Raw genomic sequence first — 20,028 nt, 5'->3', positions numbered from 1 at the left:
GATTAATCGTCATGGCCACAGCTCCCTCTCATCATCACTGCGGTACAAGCTTGCGAACCGGTTCCCCTTCTCGTTCACCGACCTGCGTCCACTCGTAGTTGCGCACATTTACGGACAACTTAATTGTAGACAGCACCGACTCCGGCAATTCGACGAGGTCCTTATACGCGAACAATGCTTTCATACGCAGCTCAGTCGAGGGTAAGGCTGCGCGCAGGGAGGTTACTTCCTCCTCATGTTGCTTTTGAACCGGCACTAACAGCTCAGCAATACGCTTTACCACTCCATCAGCCTTCACGGTAGCGAGATTGCGTTCCTCCAAAGCCTTCACGATTCGGCCTGCACACTCCAATACGTCGAATGTCTGCACCTGGACAGAGTCATCCAACGGCGCATATATAGCTAATTCTGTTGGCTCTTGAATCAGATTAAATGTCGTTTCCTCCACGATCATTCCGATCAGATCATAGTCCTTCGTGCGGGGAAATGTAAGCTCATTGCTTAGCTTTTTTTCTGGAATGGCTGTCGTGAGGGTGTTGCGGACACGGGAGCTGGTCAGCTTGACGAGATTAAGAGCGCGGTATGAAGCTTCAGAATTCTTGGTATCAGATTCACCTTGCAACACAAATTTCAAGTCAAAATCGACTTTATCAATTTCAACTCGGGGAACGGGAAAGGCACGCATGAGCGCGTCTTGCTCATACAGCACCGCAAGCTCTCGTGAAGCTCGGTCAGACAAGCTTCTTGCCTCTGCTACCGATCCGAGAATGCTCCCAATTACTGTTTTTAAATCCACTATAACTCACTCCCGGTGCCGATCAGTTGCTGCTCGGCGGTGTTGTTTTCTCCGTAATGGAGCTTTCCAAGATTTGCAGAACCTTGGCTAGCCCAGCCGGCATGTCATCTTGTACGGCGCGTACATTCACGTTCATCTGATATTCCTTGTTGAAGCTGGATGTATTGTGGGTGCTATGGTTATAGCTGAAGCTGGCCCGAAACTCGACGCGAACTGGCGACAGCCAGCTCGAATAGGCCGCCTTCGTATCAGCGCTGACGGCTGTAGACGTTTTAACGTCAGTCGTCTCGGTTTCCGTAATTTTGGCGGTAAAATTGATTTCCGTACTTTCAATGCGGATAAACGGAATAGGAACGATGGAGAGTACTGGAACTTCAAGTGATGCATCCTTCAATTGCCCGCTCTCGCTCACCTTGTTGTACTCGAACTTGACGGTCCGAGTCTTGCCCAGCTTGGTCGGATCATTGCTATCAGGGGTAAAGCCAACCCTCTCAATAAATTCAATGGTCGTCTGGGCAGCTTGGGCCTGTGCCTGAACGACAGCCGTAAGCGGTGCTCCGATTAAATGGCGAAACGGAATCGATTGCAGCTCTTGTGTTGCTCTTGACATTAGAATCCCTCCGGTACATAGTTGTCGGAGATAGGACCGGGAAGTCCGGTTTCCAGTAGCGTTACCGCTCCGCCGATTCGCATCTATCGCCTCATAAAGGTTATATCTAAAATTAACATTTATATACAGTGTATCCGGAACTACTCTGCCCGCTTTCCTTTAGTTCCATCGAAGGAGGAAGCTACGAAATTTACTGTCGTAAAATGAGATGTGGTTGCTCACGCTGGCGCAAGCGGAATTACTGCTTTGGCTTAAGCAGGCTTTTGCTATTCCTACCTCTGTGTCTGGAAGCATTAGCATAATTGCAAAGAGGAGACAGCGATGAATTGCCGCTGTCTCCTCTTTATCAGATCTGTTTGTACACTTTTCATTTTTGACGATATTCCCAAATCTTACAGAACCGCGTTCGCAATCAGCAAATCGAACCTGCGAACATCTACACCTTTTTGCAGCTTCACTTTGATATGACCGGCGCGTGTCCACAGCTCAACCTCGGCATTAAAATCAAGAAATCCACCTGCGTTCTCTGTAGACCACATATTAATCGAAGAGTAGGGAAGAGAATAGATCTCTACCTTTTTGCCTGTAAGACCCTGTGAGTCTCTCACTATCAATCTTTTATTTGTAAAAATGGCTATATCCCGAAAGGTTTTATAAGCAGCAACCCCCATTTCTCCAGCCACCAATATTGAACTAACATCTTGCGGTATGGGACATTCCGATACAAATGTCCATTCTAGAATACCTTGAGTCGCTGCCATCTACCTAGCCCCCAATGAAATTATTACGCAATATTCCACTATTCGTCATTTATTTATATAGTCCTCCAATATATTTACTTTAATAATTATTAGATGAATTTGAGTTCCTATTCAAATCCGTTTTAATATAATTATATAACTTATGATCAATGGCACTTTCCATTATCATATTCATATGCACGACAGGAACTACTTTGTTATCCTTACCTAACATGGTGGTTTGTGTTACAGATGCTCGATCTGGGATTGCTCTACCTAAATAATAAAAATCGCCGCCCTCTTCATCATCCTTTTTCACGAAAATATGAATATCAATCTGATTTTCATCAGCCATTATGATTTTCTGTACTTCTTCAGACTTTAAAGTTCTATTACTTCTTGTATACCATTTAAATATTGAGGGTGATAGAAACTCATCGCCGTAATTGATACTTGATTCAACTTCATCATGCTTGTGATAGGTTACAAAAATTGGACAAGTGCTGTACTTGGTTTTATATCCGTACATAGTGGAGCTTTCATCCTTCTCCCAATTCAAAAACTTACAAGCATCTTTACGTGTATATTTCTGATAGGGCATTAATGGGAGCATACCATCAAATTCATTAGCCTTATCATCAGCACACTTTATAATATCTTCAACCATATTTTTAAAGTATGGATTTATTCTCAAACTTCTCCTAATATCCGCGTTTAATTGTATGGTATTAAATTCACTCAACCGACAAATCGCATGATTACCATATTTCTCTTGCTGTGCTTTCACAAAGAATGATAAATCCATTATTTTTAATACTGAAGCAATCGTCTCCTCATCAATACGACAACCCTGTTGGTTAAGAGTAACGATATAATCTTCATACCCCACTTCTTCTTGATAAATCAACAAGTTCAGCAAGATAACTTCATGTTTTCGTTTGCCATCCAAAATCTCAGCCGAAAGCATGACCAATACTTTTTGTTCATATGTCGTCAAGGCAGGCACATCTTCATTAATCCTGATTAAAAATTCATGATAGCTTGAGAATGCTTTCGTAATTACAACAGGATCAATGGAATTGTTGAGCATAAAATCGTACAAATAAGGTCTACGACCAATTCTATTTTTCAGCTCTTGATATGCCTCTTTTAACTTCTTAAGAGCTGTTAAGTGGCTATCATTAATAGACTTATAAATCTGTTCTTTAGCAATCTCCTCGAAATTAATTGTAGATAAGCCGTTAATATAGCTGTTATCCTTCATTTTTCTACGAATATTATCCTTGTTCAAAGACTGATCACCTGAAAGCGCGATTGGAATTAGATAATTATTTTTATAGTTACCGATAAAATCGATTATCGTTACAAATTCTTTATTATCATGCTTGCGCAAGCCACGACCAAGCTGTTGTATAAAGATTATACTTGATTGGGTTTGTCGTAGCATGACTACCTGATTCACACTAGGAATATCAATGCCCTCATTAAATATATCAACGGTAATAATATATTCCAGTGCACCATTTTCCAGATCCTGTATCTGTAATTCCCGGTGCTCCACCGCATCATCACCAGTAAGGGCAATTGTATGATATCCTCTATTATTTAAAACCGAAGAAAGCTGCTGCGCTTCTTCTTTTCGACTACAAAAGATTAGACCCTTTACCTTACTTCCCGAGAATCCGTAATACTCTATTTTATCAATCAGATGGTCTACACGTTCATCTGTAACCAACTTTGATAACATCGTTGTATCATCAATTACTTCGCCATTAAGGATTAAATCCGTGACTCCAAAATAATGAAATGGACATAGCATATCTTCTTCTAGTGCTGCTTGTAGTCTAATCTCATACGCCACATTATAATCAAATAATTGATAAATATTGAAATCATCTGTTCTTTCAGGTGTAGCTGTCATTCCTAACATAAATTCGGGTTTAAAATATTCGATAATCTTGCGATATGAATTTGCACCTGCTTTATGAACTTCATCTATTAAAATATAATCAAATGCTGTGGGATCAAATTGATTCAGCACATCTGTTTTTGAGATCATTTGAATAGTTGAGAATAAATACTTGGCTTCTATCCCTTTTTTCGTACTAGACAGTACTCCGTAATCTTGTTCATTCCCGCCAATCACTTGTAGAAAATCTGATTTCGCCTTAATTAGAATTTGTTCTCGATGCGCTATGAACAATACCCGCTTAGGGTTATAGTTTTTCACATCAAAGGCTGAAAGATAAGTTTTTCCTGTCCCAGTCGCCGAAATGACTAATGCTTTCTGTTGCTGGTCGAATCGTACTCCCTCCAAATTACGTAAAGCCTGTTGTTGCATTCTATTTGGCACAATAGAAGAATTAGTCGAAGTCACCTGGGGGCCTTGCACCAAAACAGCCATTTCTTCTTCAATAATCTTCTTAGCTGTATACTTCACGAAGGTTTTTTCGTAATTTAATATCCACTCATTTGTAAGAGGACTGGCTCCATACCATACCTCTTCGAACTGATCACGTATCTGAAGCAGAAGCTTATCCTGCGGATTCATTAGCAGCTTAACATTCCACTCATAGTTTAATTTCAATGCTTGAGCGGTCAGATTTGAACTACCGATAATTAACGTATGGTTTTCTTCCTTATCGAAAATATAACCCTTAGAATGGAAACCTTTTAGATCAGTAAGGCGTACATCCATATTTTCAATTTTCATAAGCTCGCGGAAGACTTTTGGATGATTAAAATATAAATATGTGGAGGTGAGTAATCTCCCTCTAATTCCTTTACGCTTCAAATCGTGAAAATGAGCTTTTAACGTTGCAAGCCCACTCTCTGTTACAAAAGCCACGATGAACATAAAAGATTGGCATTGTGATAATTGCTCTAAGACCGACGATAAGATATTTTCATTTTTAGAAGGGTTATTAATTAGTAATTGTGGAGAATAATTCATAAGATTCTCATCTAACGAGGATAAAACATTTCTATATGTAGCAGGTTCAACATTAAGAGCTGTACTAGTCATGTAATAACCACTCACTTCAATTTTTAGCTTAATTGTAGTACTAGTGGAATATTATCACAATCAAATATATGGAAAATAAAAAAGAGCAATCCGCACTACTAAGCAGATTACTCAGAAATTAATTTTAAATATTAGAATTCAGTTTATGCTCTATTGATACGTTGACTCATAATCTTATGAATAGCAGGAACGTCAGCCGGAGCCCAGTCTAATGTGTCTAGTTCCGTATATGGCAACCATTGTATCGCAGCATGCTCTGTCAGAGTTGGCGTTCCCTCGATCAATCTACAGTAATAAGTCGTCAAATGTACGATTCCGAAATCGTATTCATACGCGGTATCCTCGATATGATCGCCAATCTCCACCCTACAGCGCATTTCCTCTTGAATCTCACGTTGAAGTGCCTCTTGCGGTGTCTCACCTGCTTCAATTTTGCCTCCAGGGAATTCCCACTTAAGAGCTAATGACTGAGTTGGCCCTCTTTGAGCGCAAAGGATCTTCCCTGCCTTCTCAATTACAGCCCCAACAACATAAATATTTTTCTTCATAACATCCACCTATCCAAATGTTTATTGCTCTTATCATACTTGTGATAAGTAATGGGAGCAAGTTTTGAAAAGGAAATCCATCAAGTTCTATTTCAAGCAATGGTGATTATAAAAGACGGGATATTCATAGCAGCGGCGAACCATGGAAACCCAAACTCACGATTCGCCGCCATTTAGTCCTTACAAATTGAATACGTATCGCATAGAGCAGTCTTTTCCGTGTCTACTTCACTTCTTGACCTTCACTGTAATGATAGGCTCTCATCGCAACAACGAATGCCATCTCTCGGGTAGCGATGCCCTTCGGATTAAATTGATCCGCTGCGTTACCCAACATAATGTTTAATGCGGATAAGTCCGCAACCTGACTCTGTGCCCAAGAAGCAATTTGATCATGATCTTGATAGCCAGAGCTGGATTGAGCAGGCTCCCGCTTCAACGCTCTTGCAATCATAACCGCCATTTCTTCTCTTGTAATCGGCTCATTCGGCAAGAATTGATCCTTGTACCCAGTCACAATTCCAGCTGCATAGGCTGCGTTAACGTATGGATAGAACCATTTGGTCGCATCTATGTCACCAAAAGGATTAGCTGCCTCTCCATTTGCTTGAAGGTTAAAGACCTCCACGATTAACTTGGCAAATTCAGCTCTAGTAATCTTGTCCTTAGGATTCAGTTTACCGTTAAATCCTTGAATAAAACCTTTCTTCGTTGCTTCCAGTACGAGATCAGCAGCCCAGGAGGATACGTTCGCACTATCCGTATAGAAGTCTGCCAGAACCTTCTCTTCCTTCTCAGGCTCGGTCGTGCCTGGATTACCCGTACCCGGTTTCTCTTCTCCTCCCGGAACACGGCCGCCCACATCTTCACCAAAGTTGGTCGTGTAGCGCCACTCTACTTTATCTCCCTGCTTCAGAATATATTGACTCGCACCATAATTCGGGAAAACACCATTAACGCTATACATCCATCCACTTCCAGCACCGTGGTCAAATTCCCCATCGCCTTCAATAGCCTCAATATAGACGCTGTTGTATTTATTCGAGAAGGAGTATTTATAAGCAATACCGCGCTTGTCCAACTCTCTTTTCAACACATCCCAGACGGATTCGCCTGTCATAAATTCAACAGTTGCTGGTGATATGACATAACCCTTATTAATGGTTAGCTTGTCAATCGATAATTGGATTGTTGCTTTTACAGGTGCTGTACCGCCACCGCCAACGGTTTTATCCTTGACCGAGTAAACGACAAAATCTGTAAAGTGATCCGTTTTAACAACGAGATCATTTCCAACTTCATAGGCATACTCATGCTTTCCACTAGCCAAGCCTTCCAAATCGCTAGCGAATGTTTGAATCGAGGAAATCTGGCCATTTTGAATAAATGCAGCTTTTTTCCCCTTCATCCCTTCAAAGGTAAGCTTTACAAACCCATTCGCAAATTGGATCGAACGGTCTCCACCGATCGTAAAGAATTGTTGAACGGTATCTAATTGTTGATTCGAATCCATTAAACCGATCAAACTCGCCTTAAGCGAAGCATCATTTTTATTATTATACGTGATTAGTTCAAGTGTTTGATTGAGCCCGCCAGCCATTGTAATTCCTTGAGGGAATTCGGCTGCTACGCCGCCTCTTGAGATAGACAAGTTGGGCAACGCCACATTGGCAGGCAAATGGATGAATGTTTTGGATTGCGCAGAATCAGGCAGCTCAATAGACACCTGCTTCTGACGATCCGATTCTTTCACGTTTATCGTATAGTCCTTGCTATCATTAGGAATAACGATAGACTGGCCGTCCTCTGGAAGGTCAATCATGCCATTAGGTTCTGTGACATCAATAACAACATCTGTCATATCATACAGACTGGTCTCTCCGTCTAGATAACGGGCATAGGCAACAAGGGCATAAATGCCTTGGTCCGTTGCCATTCCATCCGCAGCTCCACCTTTTGGATGAGCAAATCCACCAGTTGGCACCGCATAAGTCAGCAGATTATCGATTGCGGAATGACCGTTCTTTTTGAATCTCTCATCCGTATGCGGATCAATGCCTAGACTGGTTAAAGCTACAATGACTTGAGCGACGCTTTGAACATTTTCTTCGCCCCCGCTTGAGTAACCGCCAGCCTCATTTTGAACAGAAGACAGCCATAGGAGTCCACGATTTACAGCCGCTTTAACTTCTTCATTCTCCTCGTAATAAGGGGCCAAAGCCTGTAGAGCCATTGCGGTTATGTCCGGATCTGCCGCTCCAGACAAGGACCAGCCTCCACCGATAACTTCTTTATTTATGATATAGTTAATCAGCTTTTCACGCGTTGTTGGATTAGCTGCCCCATTCTGAACAGGGATATCATATTGATGGCTGTCGAGCGCAATCAATGCAAAGATTGGCCCGTTAGTTCCCTGTTTGGTAACATAACTAAAGTCGGCTAACGCCGCGCTAATATCATAACCAGCCACATTATAAATGTCTTTTCCGATTGCAGTAAGGCCTAAGATCAGTCTGGAATGCTCCGTGCCCTTAGAGGCATGCAGCTTTCCTCCAGACATTAAGCTCTCAACTGTACGAACAACATTATTGTAATAAGCAGTGTAATAACCTTCAGGAACCTCGTATTTCGCGCGAGCAAGGGCTAGAATGCTCCATTCCCCATCACTCGTGCCGAAGCCGGGGTTGCTTACCGTGTTAACCAAATATGCTAAGTGCTTATTCAGCTGTTCGTTTACGTTTATCGCTTCTTTTTTCAAACCCAATTGTTTGGCAGTGTTGAACGCATCATGCGCTTGGTCCAACGCTAGTACTTTAGCATCGACTTTATCTTGAGTCGCATTTTCATCAGCTATTAAAGCTTGGGCAGACTCAATAAGCTGTGCATATTGACTACGCACTTCTTCCGTCACCCAGTAGTCGCTCTGAAGAACATCGCTTCCGTCTGTACTTACGGATACTGATCCCAATTGTTGCTTAGCATCATCAATAGCAAGCTGTAGAGAAGCTTTATCGGCTTCCTTAACAATTACAATTTTCGGGAAAATACTATAGTAACCTTCTCTTGCCAACGCTGTGAAATTAGGGTTAGCTCCTACTAGCGGATTAATATTACGATGATCGCCAATAGGGCTTCCGTAAAAACCTAATTTGAGATGTCCATCCTTAAGGCTATAACCGCCTTCCAGATTCTGCGGCACCTTGAATTCGACACTATTGCCCTGCGTAGTAATGTTGTACTGCTTGGAAAGGCCTGTAATTAGCGTTCGATTGGACCCTGCGAAAAAGTTAAGCTGTGCATTAAAATTATAAATGGCCGCTAGCTTATTGGCCGGGAAGGATAACCCTTCGAATATAACCTTAACTTGATCTCCCGGACCAACTTCTTCATTTGGATTGGTTACATTTTGAATAGTGACAGTAAGCGGCTTTGCCGACATGACCTGATATTCGGCTAGTCCCGCTTTCTCTACCTTCACAATGTTGCGGCCTTCTGTCAGCAGTACACTGAACGATCCATCAGAATGTTTAGTCACGTTCTCTTCTGAGAATGCACCGTCTCCATAAGATACGCTTCCCGCCGCATGATTGATTTCAGGGCGAAGAACGCTGACTTCACTTCCTGTAGACGGGGTAAACGTATAGGTAGCTCCCGGCTCTGAATCCAAGAAGTACACACTGTCGATATCCGCATCGAAGGCACCGTTTTGAAGGTTCATCACTTGGTTGCCGGTCTTGCCCTCATTCGCTTTCTGATTAAGCGCTTTGTTGCTCTCAATTCCGGTTATAATACCTGTCTCGCCTTGTCCTACTGTAACAACGAACAAGCCTACATTCTCCGGCCAAATTGCGCTAAAAGCATCGTTAGCATCTTTAATATACGTCGATCCGTTTACCTTAAGAGCATCATAAGTCACTTTAACAATCGCTGTTCCGTTTTCTTTGGCACGGATCGTAGAATAGCTGCCCGGCTCGCCCTCTATAATATCAATAACCTCTTCGCCAGAAATAACCTCATAATGAAAATCAGGCTCAAAGAAATAATTATTGATACCTTCAATTAGCGCCTGCCAGCTCCGCAAAGTCAGCAACTGGAATTCGGCGCCAGGCGCTGCCAGCTTCAAATGATTTTGCTCATTAATATTGAGATAAATATTCCCTTCCAGATACGTTCCCCGGTTTAGAATCGAATTCGGCGGAAGAATATCCAATTGCTGCTCCGTTACAGCCATCGCTGCATTCGCCGCATTCGCTTTGAACGTCCCTGTATTGGTCAGCTTGCCTGCTTGGCTTACCCGGTAGTTATAATCCTGGTTATCCACCAGCTTGTAGCGAGAAACTTGCTTACCGTCTTGAATCATCGATTCCGTAGGCTCTACCTTTTCAAACGAAACAAAATGCTTGATTTTCCGACCTACGAATAATGTAGCTTCCTCTGGCACTGTAAAAGTAATGATTCGCGATAAAGGAATTGCTCCACTAATAGCCTGTGCTGAAGTGGATAATGTAACCGTCACACTGTTGCTAAGTGTAGTATAGCCTTCCGTTTCACGTGCCTCGCTTGGTACAAAAGAATAAAAATAGCTGTTGCCCGTAAGAACAAGTACGGGATATTGGCCTGCAGCAGTCTTCGTTCCCACAGTTAGAGACGTGTCGCCCTGACTGTTCTGACCGATTCTCACCGTATAATCTATCCCAGCGTTCCATCCAAAATTGCTGGCTTTAAGGTTTAATTGACGGAATGCAAAGGCTTGATCCGGCTCCGTCGTTACCGTTAGCTTACCCCCGCCAATGCTGTTGCCACTAGCATCAATTCCTTTGTAGCGATAATCGCCGGCAGGCACAGAAGCATTGTATACTTTATAAGTGCCTTCTTCGCCTTGACCGATATCAACGAGCTGATCCTTGGCATTGTAGAGCTCTATCTTAGTAGCTTTAGGTGCCACCGTGAATGAAATATTATATTTAGGTTGAGCTTCTTCTGATAAGCCTTGTTTTTTGACCTGATCAAAGGCTGCTTGAGCTTGATCGAGCGCTAATACCTTAGCGTCCACATCTTCTTGTGAGGCATTGGAATCAGCGATTAACTCCTGAGCCGATACAATAACCTGAACCAATGCATCAAGCTCTGCTTCAAGAACCCAATATTCCGCCCCGATTACATCATATCCATCTATACTTACCTTAACAGAAGCTTTGTTTAGCTCTGCCGCTTGTATGGAGGCTACCAATTCAGCCTTATTCACTTCGACGTTCTCACCCAATGCTTCTGCCAACTCTTCGAGTGCAGTGTCAACGACAGATTGACTGCTTTCCATATTCGTAAGCGCGTCATAAGCATGATCATACGCAGCTCGAATAGCAGCATCGTCAAGAATTTCTGTTTTATCAGTACTGCTATTAATCTCTGCTACCTTTTCCGTTAATGCATCTTTGTTCGCAGTATTAATTAGCTGACCATGACTCCCTAAGTCTTGTCCTTGCCCATAGACAGTATATTGCCAACGAACGACATCACCGTTCTCAACAATCGTGTCTGAAGATCCAACATTCGGAAAGGAATGGTTAACAGCGAACATCCATCCCGATTGGGAAAAGTAATCGAATTCGCTTAACCAGTTTGCATCCGTCCGATCACCGATATTCCCTGCTCCTCCAACGGCCTGCAAGATATAAGAGGGAATATGGGCTTCTCCGGCGCCCGAATCGTATACGCTGGATAAATAAAAACTATTCTCTATACTGCCGCCATGCAAGTAGCGGCTTTCTCCCAAAAGCTCTGATATAACTGCTGCTTGATTGTCCCCTTCATGAAAAGGAACACGGACCGGCTCAAGGATATAGCCTTGTCCCAAGGTGAATTTCTCAACAGATACCGTCACATACCCTTTGATATCCTCGACGTGTGAGCTGCCGCCTGAGGCGATTGCAGCTGTTGGGCTGAGCAATGAAAACACCATCAATAAGCTTAAAAATAATGCCATGTATCTTCTAGCTGTTTTTTGTACCAACATGAGTCATCTCCTAGAATTTAATTGATTTTTGCACAACAAAAAAACACCTTCACTAGTCAATGTGAAAGGTGTTTGACAACCGGACATAAGGGCATTGTGATCCCCTAATAAATGTACAGCTAAACATCTCTCCTTTCATCCTCGTGAAATCGTAGAAAAAATAAATGGCATGTATCCTGGCTTTGCTTCATCGTATGACTAACTCCTTCCCGTATACAATACAGTGGAAACACGTTAGCATACTCAGCGTTACAGTGGCGGGACCGCGTCAGATTTTCACTGATCTTCCATTTTAAGCTGTGTATACACAGCACCATTTATCTAAGCATATTAAGTTGTAGTTAAATACTGCCGACTTCGGAAACCGGCGAAAACCTATTGATAATGGATGCTGTACTAATCTACTCCTCATTATAAATGCATAGTTTTTCTAGATTATTACAAGTTTATAATTAATTATGTAGAGATATTAATCTGTTGCTCATTGAAGAATACTTCATTTAAGAATGGAGTGCAATCATTAGTTATTGAGGAAAAAGCAAGCAGATTTTTGGGTTCATTGATCACTACGAGAAGAAAAGATTATTCACAGCACAGACTCCCCAAACTTCCATGTACCTGCATATCGTAGATATTCTAGTTCTGTTTGAATGTAAAAATGGCTATAGCCCCCGATCTCATGCGAACGGGGGTTTATGATTGAAGCGAATCGCAGCCCAACAAAACCACGCTTCACCGCAATTCAAACAGCCTTGCATTCTGTTTCATTAGCCTTACTTTCAATATCGACTCAATTTCGCAAGCAAAAGGGGTACATGTATCGTATCATGCTTTTGAATTACAATTCGTTTCCTTTTGAGATATATAAATACTTTTTCTGAATTATTCTTAACTTCAATAATATCGGTATATTTAAACTCATAACGCTTGCCCCAGTAATTGATATAAGTAAAGGTATGCTCCCACATAATAAGCTTCCAGTTTCTTCTGAATACGAACAGTACACATCGAATTAATACCAAGAGAAGAAAGAGCGGAATGATAGCAGCTTTAAAAACGAATACTGATGCAATCAAAATATAAATGGGAGCACTAAAACAATAGCTGAACCAACCGATATGTACCTTTTTTACAACTTGATCAGATGATATTTTTGCTTTTCTCAGACTGCGAGGCGGAGCTATCTTTTGAGTTGCTAATGTGTATGTATCCACAAAGCTAGCGGGATACTCATCATCTTGCCTATTGATTTTATCAGATAGCCCTGTGTAAGATTCGATGACTACCCAAATAGAATCACTCAACCCCCTGTATTGCTTCGAGAGCAAGTGCAGCATACGATCATCTATTATCGGTTTTGAATCAATAGCCCATAACACATCGTCGCCGAGCAGCGTCTGCCAAGCCTCCGGATCATTTCTTTGCTCTTGGTCGTTAAGGAGCTGCTCCAAACGTGCCATAAAATCATTTTCTGCTTGCGCCTTATCCTGAGCTTGCTCTTGCTCTTGATCCGCAAAAAAATTGTACTTTGCGGTTAGGAGCTCCCCGCTCTCCTGTCCTTCCTCTTGCTCGGAGTCATCTTCTTGGTAGTCAATCCTTTCGGTCCTGGGCAGTCGACGATAGCTTCGATTGTCCACGTCCTCAGGAGCTTCCGCTGTACTCGCAGCAACTTCTGTATCTGCTTCAGCCTGTGTATTTTCTTGAGCCTCTGCTCTCTCCATATCTAGCTTGGCTAGATGTTTCGCCGCATTCATCGCCGCGGTATATGCTGTTCGAACCCTCTGATAGCCTGCAGGATCATCTTCAGGATGATGGGCGAGCAGCTGCTGCTTGTATGCTTTTCTGATTACTGCTGTATCCGCTGTTCGATTAATTCCTAGTACTGACCAGCAATCCATTCTTCGCCCACCCTTATCTTGGCCATTTAATAACCGCGTGACTGTTCAAAGTCATCCAGGAATTCTTTGAACTCCTTCGAAGCCCGCACAATTTGCCGCGGGTCTTGCTCTGACAGAATGCCATCAAACTTCGACAAATGATCGCCAATGATTCTTCGCTTCATGCCGATTGATTCCTCGTACAGCCGCTCCCCTCTCGCAAGAAGCAAACGGTTTTCCGACCGATCGCGAGGGTGAATTTTAATATCCTTTAATGCACTAAGCCTTGCGGCTAACAGCTCCGGAGTCATCTTTTCCGCATTTTTTTCAATGACGAGTGTTTTGGTTTCACCTGATAACACAGAGGTGACCTCTACCTCCAGAATGCCATTAATATCATAGGTGAATCGCACATCAATAGAAGCCTCCTCTTTCGGCATGCTCGGGATCGCAATTTCCATTTTCCCTAATAACAGGTTGTTGGCGACACGCATGCTCTCTCCCTGATAGATTTCTAGACGAATCCTATCCTGATAATCGTCTATAGTGACGTACCGTTGGACTCTGCTGATTGGTATCGGGTTATTTCGTTCAATAATGGGAGAGAAGTACCCCGATTCATAACGCTCCGACGCTCCAATTCTTTTCGTAGTGTCGATACCCAGCGTATAGGGGCAGACATCCGTTAAAATCATTTCGCTTAGCGCCTGGTCTCGATTTTTCAATGCTGCTTGAACTGCCGCACCAAGCGCAACAGCTTCGTCAGGATTAATGTTGGAGAATGGAAAGCGCCCGAACATTTTACCTACCACTGACTTGATAAGCTGCATTCGGGTAGCTCCGCCGATTAGAATAACCGTATCCAAATCTTTGGGTGTCAGGGAAGCATCGCTAAGTGCCCGTTCTATCGGATTTCTTAATCGCATGATTAAGGAATTGGCGATTTTCTCAAACACCGGGTAGCTGATAGCAACTTCATACGTTTGCTCAAGTGTCTCGTAACGCATCTTGCCCGTCGTACCTATACCAAGCTCCTTCTTGCAAAGTTCGGCCTGATTAAAAATAATCGACTTGGCCTTACTGTTCAGACTGTCAAATACGAGTCCGCTTTTCTCGACAAAGTAGCTGGCAAGCAGTTCGGTGAAATCCTCGCCGCCCAGAAAGTTATCCCCTGCAACCGATTTGACTTCCATAATGCCTTCGAAATATTCAAGAATCGATACGTCAAAGGTTCCTCCGCCAAGGTCGAATATTAAAAACTGCGTGTTATCCTGCCTTTCATGCAATCCGTAAGAGAGGGCTGCCGCCGTAGGCTCGCTAATGATCCTCTCCACTTTGAAACCCGCGATCTCGGCAGCGTATTTCGTCGCCTTGCGCTGCGTGTCGTTGAAATAAGCGGGGACGCTTATGACGGCTTCGGTCACTTCCTCTCCAAGAAACGCTTCCGCATCCGCCTTCAGCGAGCGCAAGACAAACGACGAAAGCTCCGTAGGCGAGAAAACATAGTTCTTAAGCTGATACTGCTTCTCCGTCCCCATGAATCTTTTGAATGCCGCCGCCGTCACATGCGGATGCGTTATGAGCCGCTCTTTGGCAATTTGCCCCACAATGATCTCACCATTATCGTCTAAGCTAACGACGGATGGGGTCAACGTGCTGCCCAGCGCATTCGGAATGAGCTTCGCACCATCCTCGGTCCAATAAGCGATCAAACTATTCGAAGTGCCCAGATCAATACCGACTAGTGCCACAAAATTACCTCTCTCTACTAAGTACTTAGAACGATTTATATAGGTAAATAAAACCATCTTTCTATTACTATAAACAGATTGGTAATATTGATCAATAATGTTGGAAAATAAAAGGCCAGCTCTACTTTTATTACCATCTCCAAAATTGAAAAATGGGTGTTGTCACTTACACTTGTGTCCTCTTGCCAGAATAAGATTGTTTAGAAAAGAACCTTCATGTGACGCATTGCTATAAAGGAGATGTGGTTCAATGGCGCAGCGTATAAGTTCAACGAGATATTCCACAAATTTGCGTAGATTCTCCAGTCATGCCCACCGTTTCATTAAAAAACTAGGCTGCATGCAGAACGAGCAGCTGCATTTCATTTTGGTCCATGATGTTAAAAACAAAATCCAGAAATACAGCTCCTCTAATCATCCAGCAATGCTGCTGCATAAATCTCTAAGGCTGCTTGAAAGGCGTACTCCTCAAATCACCCTCTATTCCAACAAAAACAAACTCATTAATGTACTCCGTCAAAACAAAAGAGGTTATGCCGTATTTATGGAGATCAATTATCGAGAAACAAGGTCTAATGACTTCAAAACAATTAGAGCACAATTCATAGATGTAGATCTAAACAAGATTTCCATATCTTTGGATACAAAACAACAAGTTCTACAGATGATGAAGGACCTTCAATCCGACCCAGCAGAGCAGCTTGAATCCATTTCCTATCATAAAAACAAACAAGGTCGATACCAGCTTTTGGCTGTACGAACAAAACAAAGAGTAGCAAAATTGAAACATACATTTATAAAAAAATTTGGCACTCAAATTAAGGATGCCATGATTGTGGAAACAAAAAATGGATATCACATCTATTGGGTTATTCGAGGGGGATCCGTAAGCAAATTCGTTCCTATTCAAAAAGCTTTAGCCAAAAAATTCAACTCCGATCCCTTGATAACCAATCTATCAAGAGTGATGCGCATACCAGGCTTTTATCATATGAAAAACCCTGAGAACCCCTTTATGGTAAGGATCAAACAATTGGGCAGAGAAAAGCCTTTTTCGCAGGAGGAAATTATTCGCTCACTGGCATTAAAGCCCCTTTAGTTAACTTGAATAATCCAAGTTCAGCCTAGTCAAGAAGCCCCGACCTCATGAGGTCGGGGCTTACATCGTGGAGGAGAACCGCGGTATGTCGTTACGCAACATAAAATAAACACTGCCGCTTGAAGCCGATTCTTTTTCATTTCAATTGAGAGCGATTATCATTTATAATAATAAAAAAAGTGTTCATCAAGCTTAGGAGACAAGCGGCATGCATATAAAGGAACATATTCGAATCTGGAACAGCATTTATCCTAACATCATAGACATTCGATACAAGGCCATGGATAAGGGAGAGCAGCTCACCTCCTACCAGCTTCCGACAAGCACCTTTGTCTATACTGTCCGCGGCAGCGCCTTAGTGTGGCTTGACGAGCAGCTGCATACGGCAAAACGTTTTCATCTTTTCCATGGCGGCAAAGGAATGCGTTTGTCTATTTTGGCGCAGGAAGAGCTTGAATATTTTATGATTTTGTACAAGCCTATGCTTTCACTTCCACAAGCGCAAGCTCTAGTCAAACAAATGGAGAGGGACAATCCCTTTCACTATCAATATGCATTTGCTCCCCACCATCCGCTCGCCTTATTCGAGAAAGTGAATCGTTTGTATGAGGAGTGGATCACTTCGACAGAGCTTTCCAAGCTGCAGGTGAAGGCGGTTTTTTATCAGTTTATCCATGAATTACTGTGGCAGTGGCATCAGCAGGAAATTGAGCCCGTGTCCCCTGACATAACGGATATGGCCGTTCGTTATATGCATGAACATTATGCCGAGCCGCTTACACTTGCCATTATCGCCGATACGTTGCTATGCAGCGAAGGGCATCTGTCGAGACAGTTCAAAAACAATAAAGGGATCGGTCCCATGCATTATGTTAGCCAGGTGCGAATCTCCCAAGCGGCCAAACTGCTGCTGCGCTCAGATGCGACATTGCAGGAAATTGCCGAAAACGTCGGATATCCTGACGCCCATTCCTTGAGCCGCAGCTTCAAAAAGCTCGTTGGGAGATCCCCCGCACGATACAGAGAAAGCTATGGCGCGAATCATGAAGATCACAAATTGCCCTTATCCATGCAAGGATTTGCCGTTCAATCACAACAGAGCTCACCTTATAATGATATTGATAATCATTTTCATTATAAGATGAGGAGAGAATTGTTCATGCAAAGAAGAACCAAATCAGCGGCTATGGTACTCGTTATATGCTTTACGCTAATTGTTAGCGCATGTGGAGGTCCAACAAATACCGGTGTTAGCCCTTCGACGACTCCAACTGGCACAGCAGTAAATTCGGAAGCAGCCCCGAACACTCAGCAAGCGGATGTACAGACGGAGACACGTGTTGTATCTACTCCCAAAGGCGATGTCGAAATACCGGCTAACCCCCAGCGAGTCGCTGCCGATCAATATATGGGCCATCTATTGAAGCTCGGCATTGTTCCCGTAGGAGTTAGGAGCTATATGCTGAATGAAGCTTGGATTAGCAAATCAGGGATTTCTCAACAACTGCTAGACAGCATTGAGGATCTTGGCGATTTTCCGATGAATCTTGAGAAGCTGACCTATTTGGAACCCGATCTTATTATTGGCTCGATTGATGAAAATATTGAAAAGTACGAGAAGGTTGGAACAACCGTATTTCTGCCTTATTGGGATGAGTTGAAGACGGCTGGACCGCTGGATAAATTCCGCCAAGTGAGCGCAATTTTCGGTAAGGAACAGGAAGCCGAGAAGTGGATTGCCGAATTTGAGGTGATGGTTAAACAAGCCAAAGCGGAAATAGCTGGCATAGTTAAACCAGGAGAAACCGTCTCAATCGTTCAAATTGGATACAACGGCTTGTATGTTTTGGCCGCCGAAGGCGGAAATTATGGCGGCTCAGTCATCTATGAGATGCTGGAGCTGCCGCCGACGCAACAGGCGAAGGAAATCAAGGAGGGCTTTGCAAACATCTCGTTGGAGCTGCTGCCGGAATATATGGGCGATCATATCTTCATATACGGTGCAGATGACGAAGGCAGCGAAGAAGTACTAAATAGCGGATTGTGGAAGAACCTTCCTGCCGTTAAAAAAGGACAGGTCTATGCCTACGGATCGTCTGCCGACAAAGACGACGAGTTCGTCATGGATGACCCTTATTCTATTGAGCTTCAACTACAGAAAGTTGTAAGTGTCATGACGGGCAATAAAAAATAACCCGTTAAAAACCTCGAAAAGCAAATTCATTTAGAACGAAAGCCTCTATAATAAAATTCCACAGCCTTAATGGCTGTGGAATTTTTAGAGTGAAGCTAACCAAAAACAAATTTTGTTTATATAAACTCCTCATCCGAAGGAAATAGAGAAGAACGAACAAACTGTCCCGTATCTGAACGAGAATATGCAATTCGTTCTTTGACTGGTTCTCCTCCGATTAAATGTTCTTGGACGATTGTCTTTACACTGTCCATGGTAACACCCTGATACCATATGCCTTCAGGATAAATAACCATACTTCCGGCATCTGCACAACGACTAAAGCATTTTACTTCGGTCAACTTCACCTTTTCTGCGAGTCCATTCTTTTTTAATTCATCTCTAAACTCGGTTATAATTTCTAGAGCATTACCTTTCTTGATACAACAGACCCCTTCGCAGATAAATATATGCTGCTCAAGGGAATCCATTAGCCGATTAGCAAGCTTCCTTTTGCGCAATCTTTCTTCTGTAGACATAGGCTTGTAGCTGTCCTGTTCCTGATTCATGAAACTTCCCCCTTCCTAGCAATTATTAAGGTTTCTCTCCGTGCATTTTTGATAGACCGATAGGCTCGACCATAATATGACCATCATATCCAGCATTCAGTTCTACTTTGACGCCGAACACTTCATCTAGCATGAACTCCGTAATGACTTCGGCAGGTTTGCCAGTAGAATGTATGCTACCGTTGTTAACGACAATGATCTCGTCAGAATATTTGGAAGCATGATTAATATCATGAAGAATCATAACGACCGTGACTCCATGATATTCACGCAATCGCTTCACCAACTCCAAAATTTCAAGCTGATGATTAATATCTAAGAAGGTCGTTGGTTCATCAAGCAGGAGCAGATTGGAGCTTTGTGCAAGCGCCATTGCAATCCACGCACGTTGGCCTTCACCGCCAGATAGATCCTGCAGCTTCTTGTGCTGCATAGAACAAAGATTCGTTTGCTCGATAGCCCATTCCACCTTCTGCCGATCTTGTGCAGCGTCTGAGCGCCAGAAGCTTCGGTGAGGAAATCGACCATGCTCAACCAGCTCTCTAATGGTTAAATCAGCAGGTGCTTGTGGCTTTTGCTGGAGTAGCGAGATTGATTTCGCGACTTCGACTGCCTTCATGGAGAAAATATTCTCCCCTCTAAGCAAAATCGTGCCGCTATTGGGTTTTAAATTTCTAGACAAGACCTTTAGCAAAGTGCTTTTACCCGAACCGTTCGGGCCCAGGATCGTATAAATCTTTCCCTGTTCGATCGAGAGAGTAATATTATTAATGATCGGCCTGCTTCCGTAATTCACGCAGATATCAGTGACTTGTAACGCCAACATT

12 protein-coding genes and 1 riboswitch are annotated in these 20,028 nt (G+C 43.0%); of the genes, 2 read left to right on the top strand and 10 right to left on the bottom strand.

What is annotated here, in order from left to right:
- Positions 1-34: 34 nt before the first annotated feature.
- The 8 genes from AC50YO_RS21170 to AC50YO_RS21135 form a co-directional block, all read right to left on the bottom strand.
- Positions 35-796, bottom strand: coding sequence for a hypothetical protein (locus AC50YO_RS21170; protein ID WP_494850169.1), 762 nt, complete (start codon positions 794-796; stop codon positions 35-37).
- A 22-nt stretch (positions 797-818) separates the two neighbouring features.
- Positions 819-1,406 (bottom strand): DUF2589 domain-containing protein, encoded by a 588-nt coding sequence (locus AC50YO_RS21165; protein ID WP_494850168.1) that lies wholly within the window; start codon positions 1,404-1,406, stop codon positions 819-821.
- A 392-nt stretch (positions 1,407-1,798) separates the two neighbouring features.
- Entirely contained in the window at positions 1,799-2,167 is a 369-nt protein-coding gene (locus AC50YO_RS21160) for a PH domain-containing protein (protein ID WP_494850167.1), read from the bottom strand.
- Positions 2,168-2,246: 79 nt separating this feature from the next.
- Entirely contained in the window at positions 2,247-5,171 is a 2,925-nt protein-coding gene (locus tag AC50YO_RS21155) for a DEAD/DEAH box helicase (RefSeq protein ID WP_494850166.1), read from the bottom strand.
- A gap of 143 nt (positions 5,172-5,314) precedes the next feature.
- Positions 5,315-5,719 (bottom strand): (deoxy)nucleoside triphosphate pyrophosphohydrolase, encoded by a 405-nt coding sequence (locus tag AC50YO_RS21150; protein ID WP_494850165.1) that lies wholly within the window; start codon positions 5,717-5,719, stop codon positions 5,315-5,317.
- A 223-nt stretch (positions 5,720-5,942) separates the two neighbouring features.
- Positions 5,943-11,732 carry an S-layer homology domain-containing protein gene (locus tag AC50YO_RS21145; protein WP_494850164.1) on the bottom strand — a complete coding sequence of 1,930 codons (5,790 nt, stop codon included), beginning with the start codon at positions 11,730-11,732 and terminating at the stop codon, positions 5,943-5,945.
- A gap of 149 nt (positions 11,733-11,881) precedes the next feature.
- A riboswitch (cobalamin riboswitch) is annotated at positions 11,882-12,065 on the bottom strand.
- Positions 12,066-12,511: 446 nt separating this feature from the next.
- Positions 12,512-13,630, bottom strand: a complete 1,119-nt coding sequence (locus AC50YO_RS21140) for a hypothetical protein (RefSeq protein ID WP_494850163.1) — start codon at positions 13,628-13,630, stop codon at positions 12,512-12,514.
- Positions 13,631-13,656: 26 nt separating this feature from the next.
- Entirely contained in the window at positions 13,657-15,360 is a 1,704-nt protein-coding gene (locus AC50YO_RS21135) for a molecular chaperone HscC (RefSeq protein WP_494850162.1), read from the bottom strand.
- Between the two features lie 250 nt (positions 15,361-15,610).
- Between AC50YO_RS21135 and AC50YO_RS21130 the strand changes: the two genes are divergently transcribed.
- Both AC50YO_RS21130 and AC50YO_RS21125 read left to right on the top strand, forming a co-directional pair.
- Positions 15,611-16,459: a DNA-primase RepB domain-containing protein gene (locus AC50YO_RS21130; RefSeq protein ID WP_494850161.1), complete on the top strand. Its 849-nt coding sequence runs from the start codon at positions 15,611-15,613 to the stop codon at positions 16,457-16,459.
- A gap of 208 nt (positions 16,460-16,667) precedes the next feature.
- Positions 16,668-18,653 carry an AraC family transcriptional regulator gene (locus AC50YO_RS21125; protein WP_494850160.1) on the top strand — a complete coding sequence of 662 codons (1,986 nt, stop codon included), beginning with the start codon at positions 16,668-16,670 and terminating at the stop codon, positions 18,651-18,653.
- Between the two features lie 116 nt (positions 18,654-18,769).
- On the opposite strand, the gene AC50YO_RS21120 is transcribed toward AC50YO_RS21125, so the two are convergent.
- Together AC50YO_RS21120 and AC50YO_RS21115 are read right to left on the bottom strand one after the other, a co-directional pair.
- A complete protein-coding gene (locus tag AC50YO_RS21120; protein ID WP_494850159.1) occupies positions 18,770-19,201 on the bottom strand; it encodes a (2Fe-2S) ferredoxin domain-containing protein in 432 nt (143 codons plus the stop codon).
- A 25-nt stretch (positions 19,202-19,226) separates the two neighbouring features.
- Positions 19,227-20,027: an ABC transporter ATP-binding protein gene (locus AC50YO_RS21115; RefSeq protein WP_494850158.1), complete on the bottom strand. Its 801-nt coding sequence runs from the start codon at positions 20,025-20,027 to the stop codon at positions 19,227-19,229.
- Position 20,028 lies beyond the last annotated feature (1 nt).

The sequence above is a fragment of the Paenibacillus sp. J22P59 genome, assembly GCF_059383895.1.
Note: the sequence above shows the minus strand (reverse complement) of the source record. Positions and strands in the feature narration are given on the sequence as shown.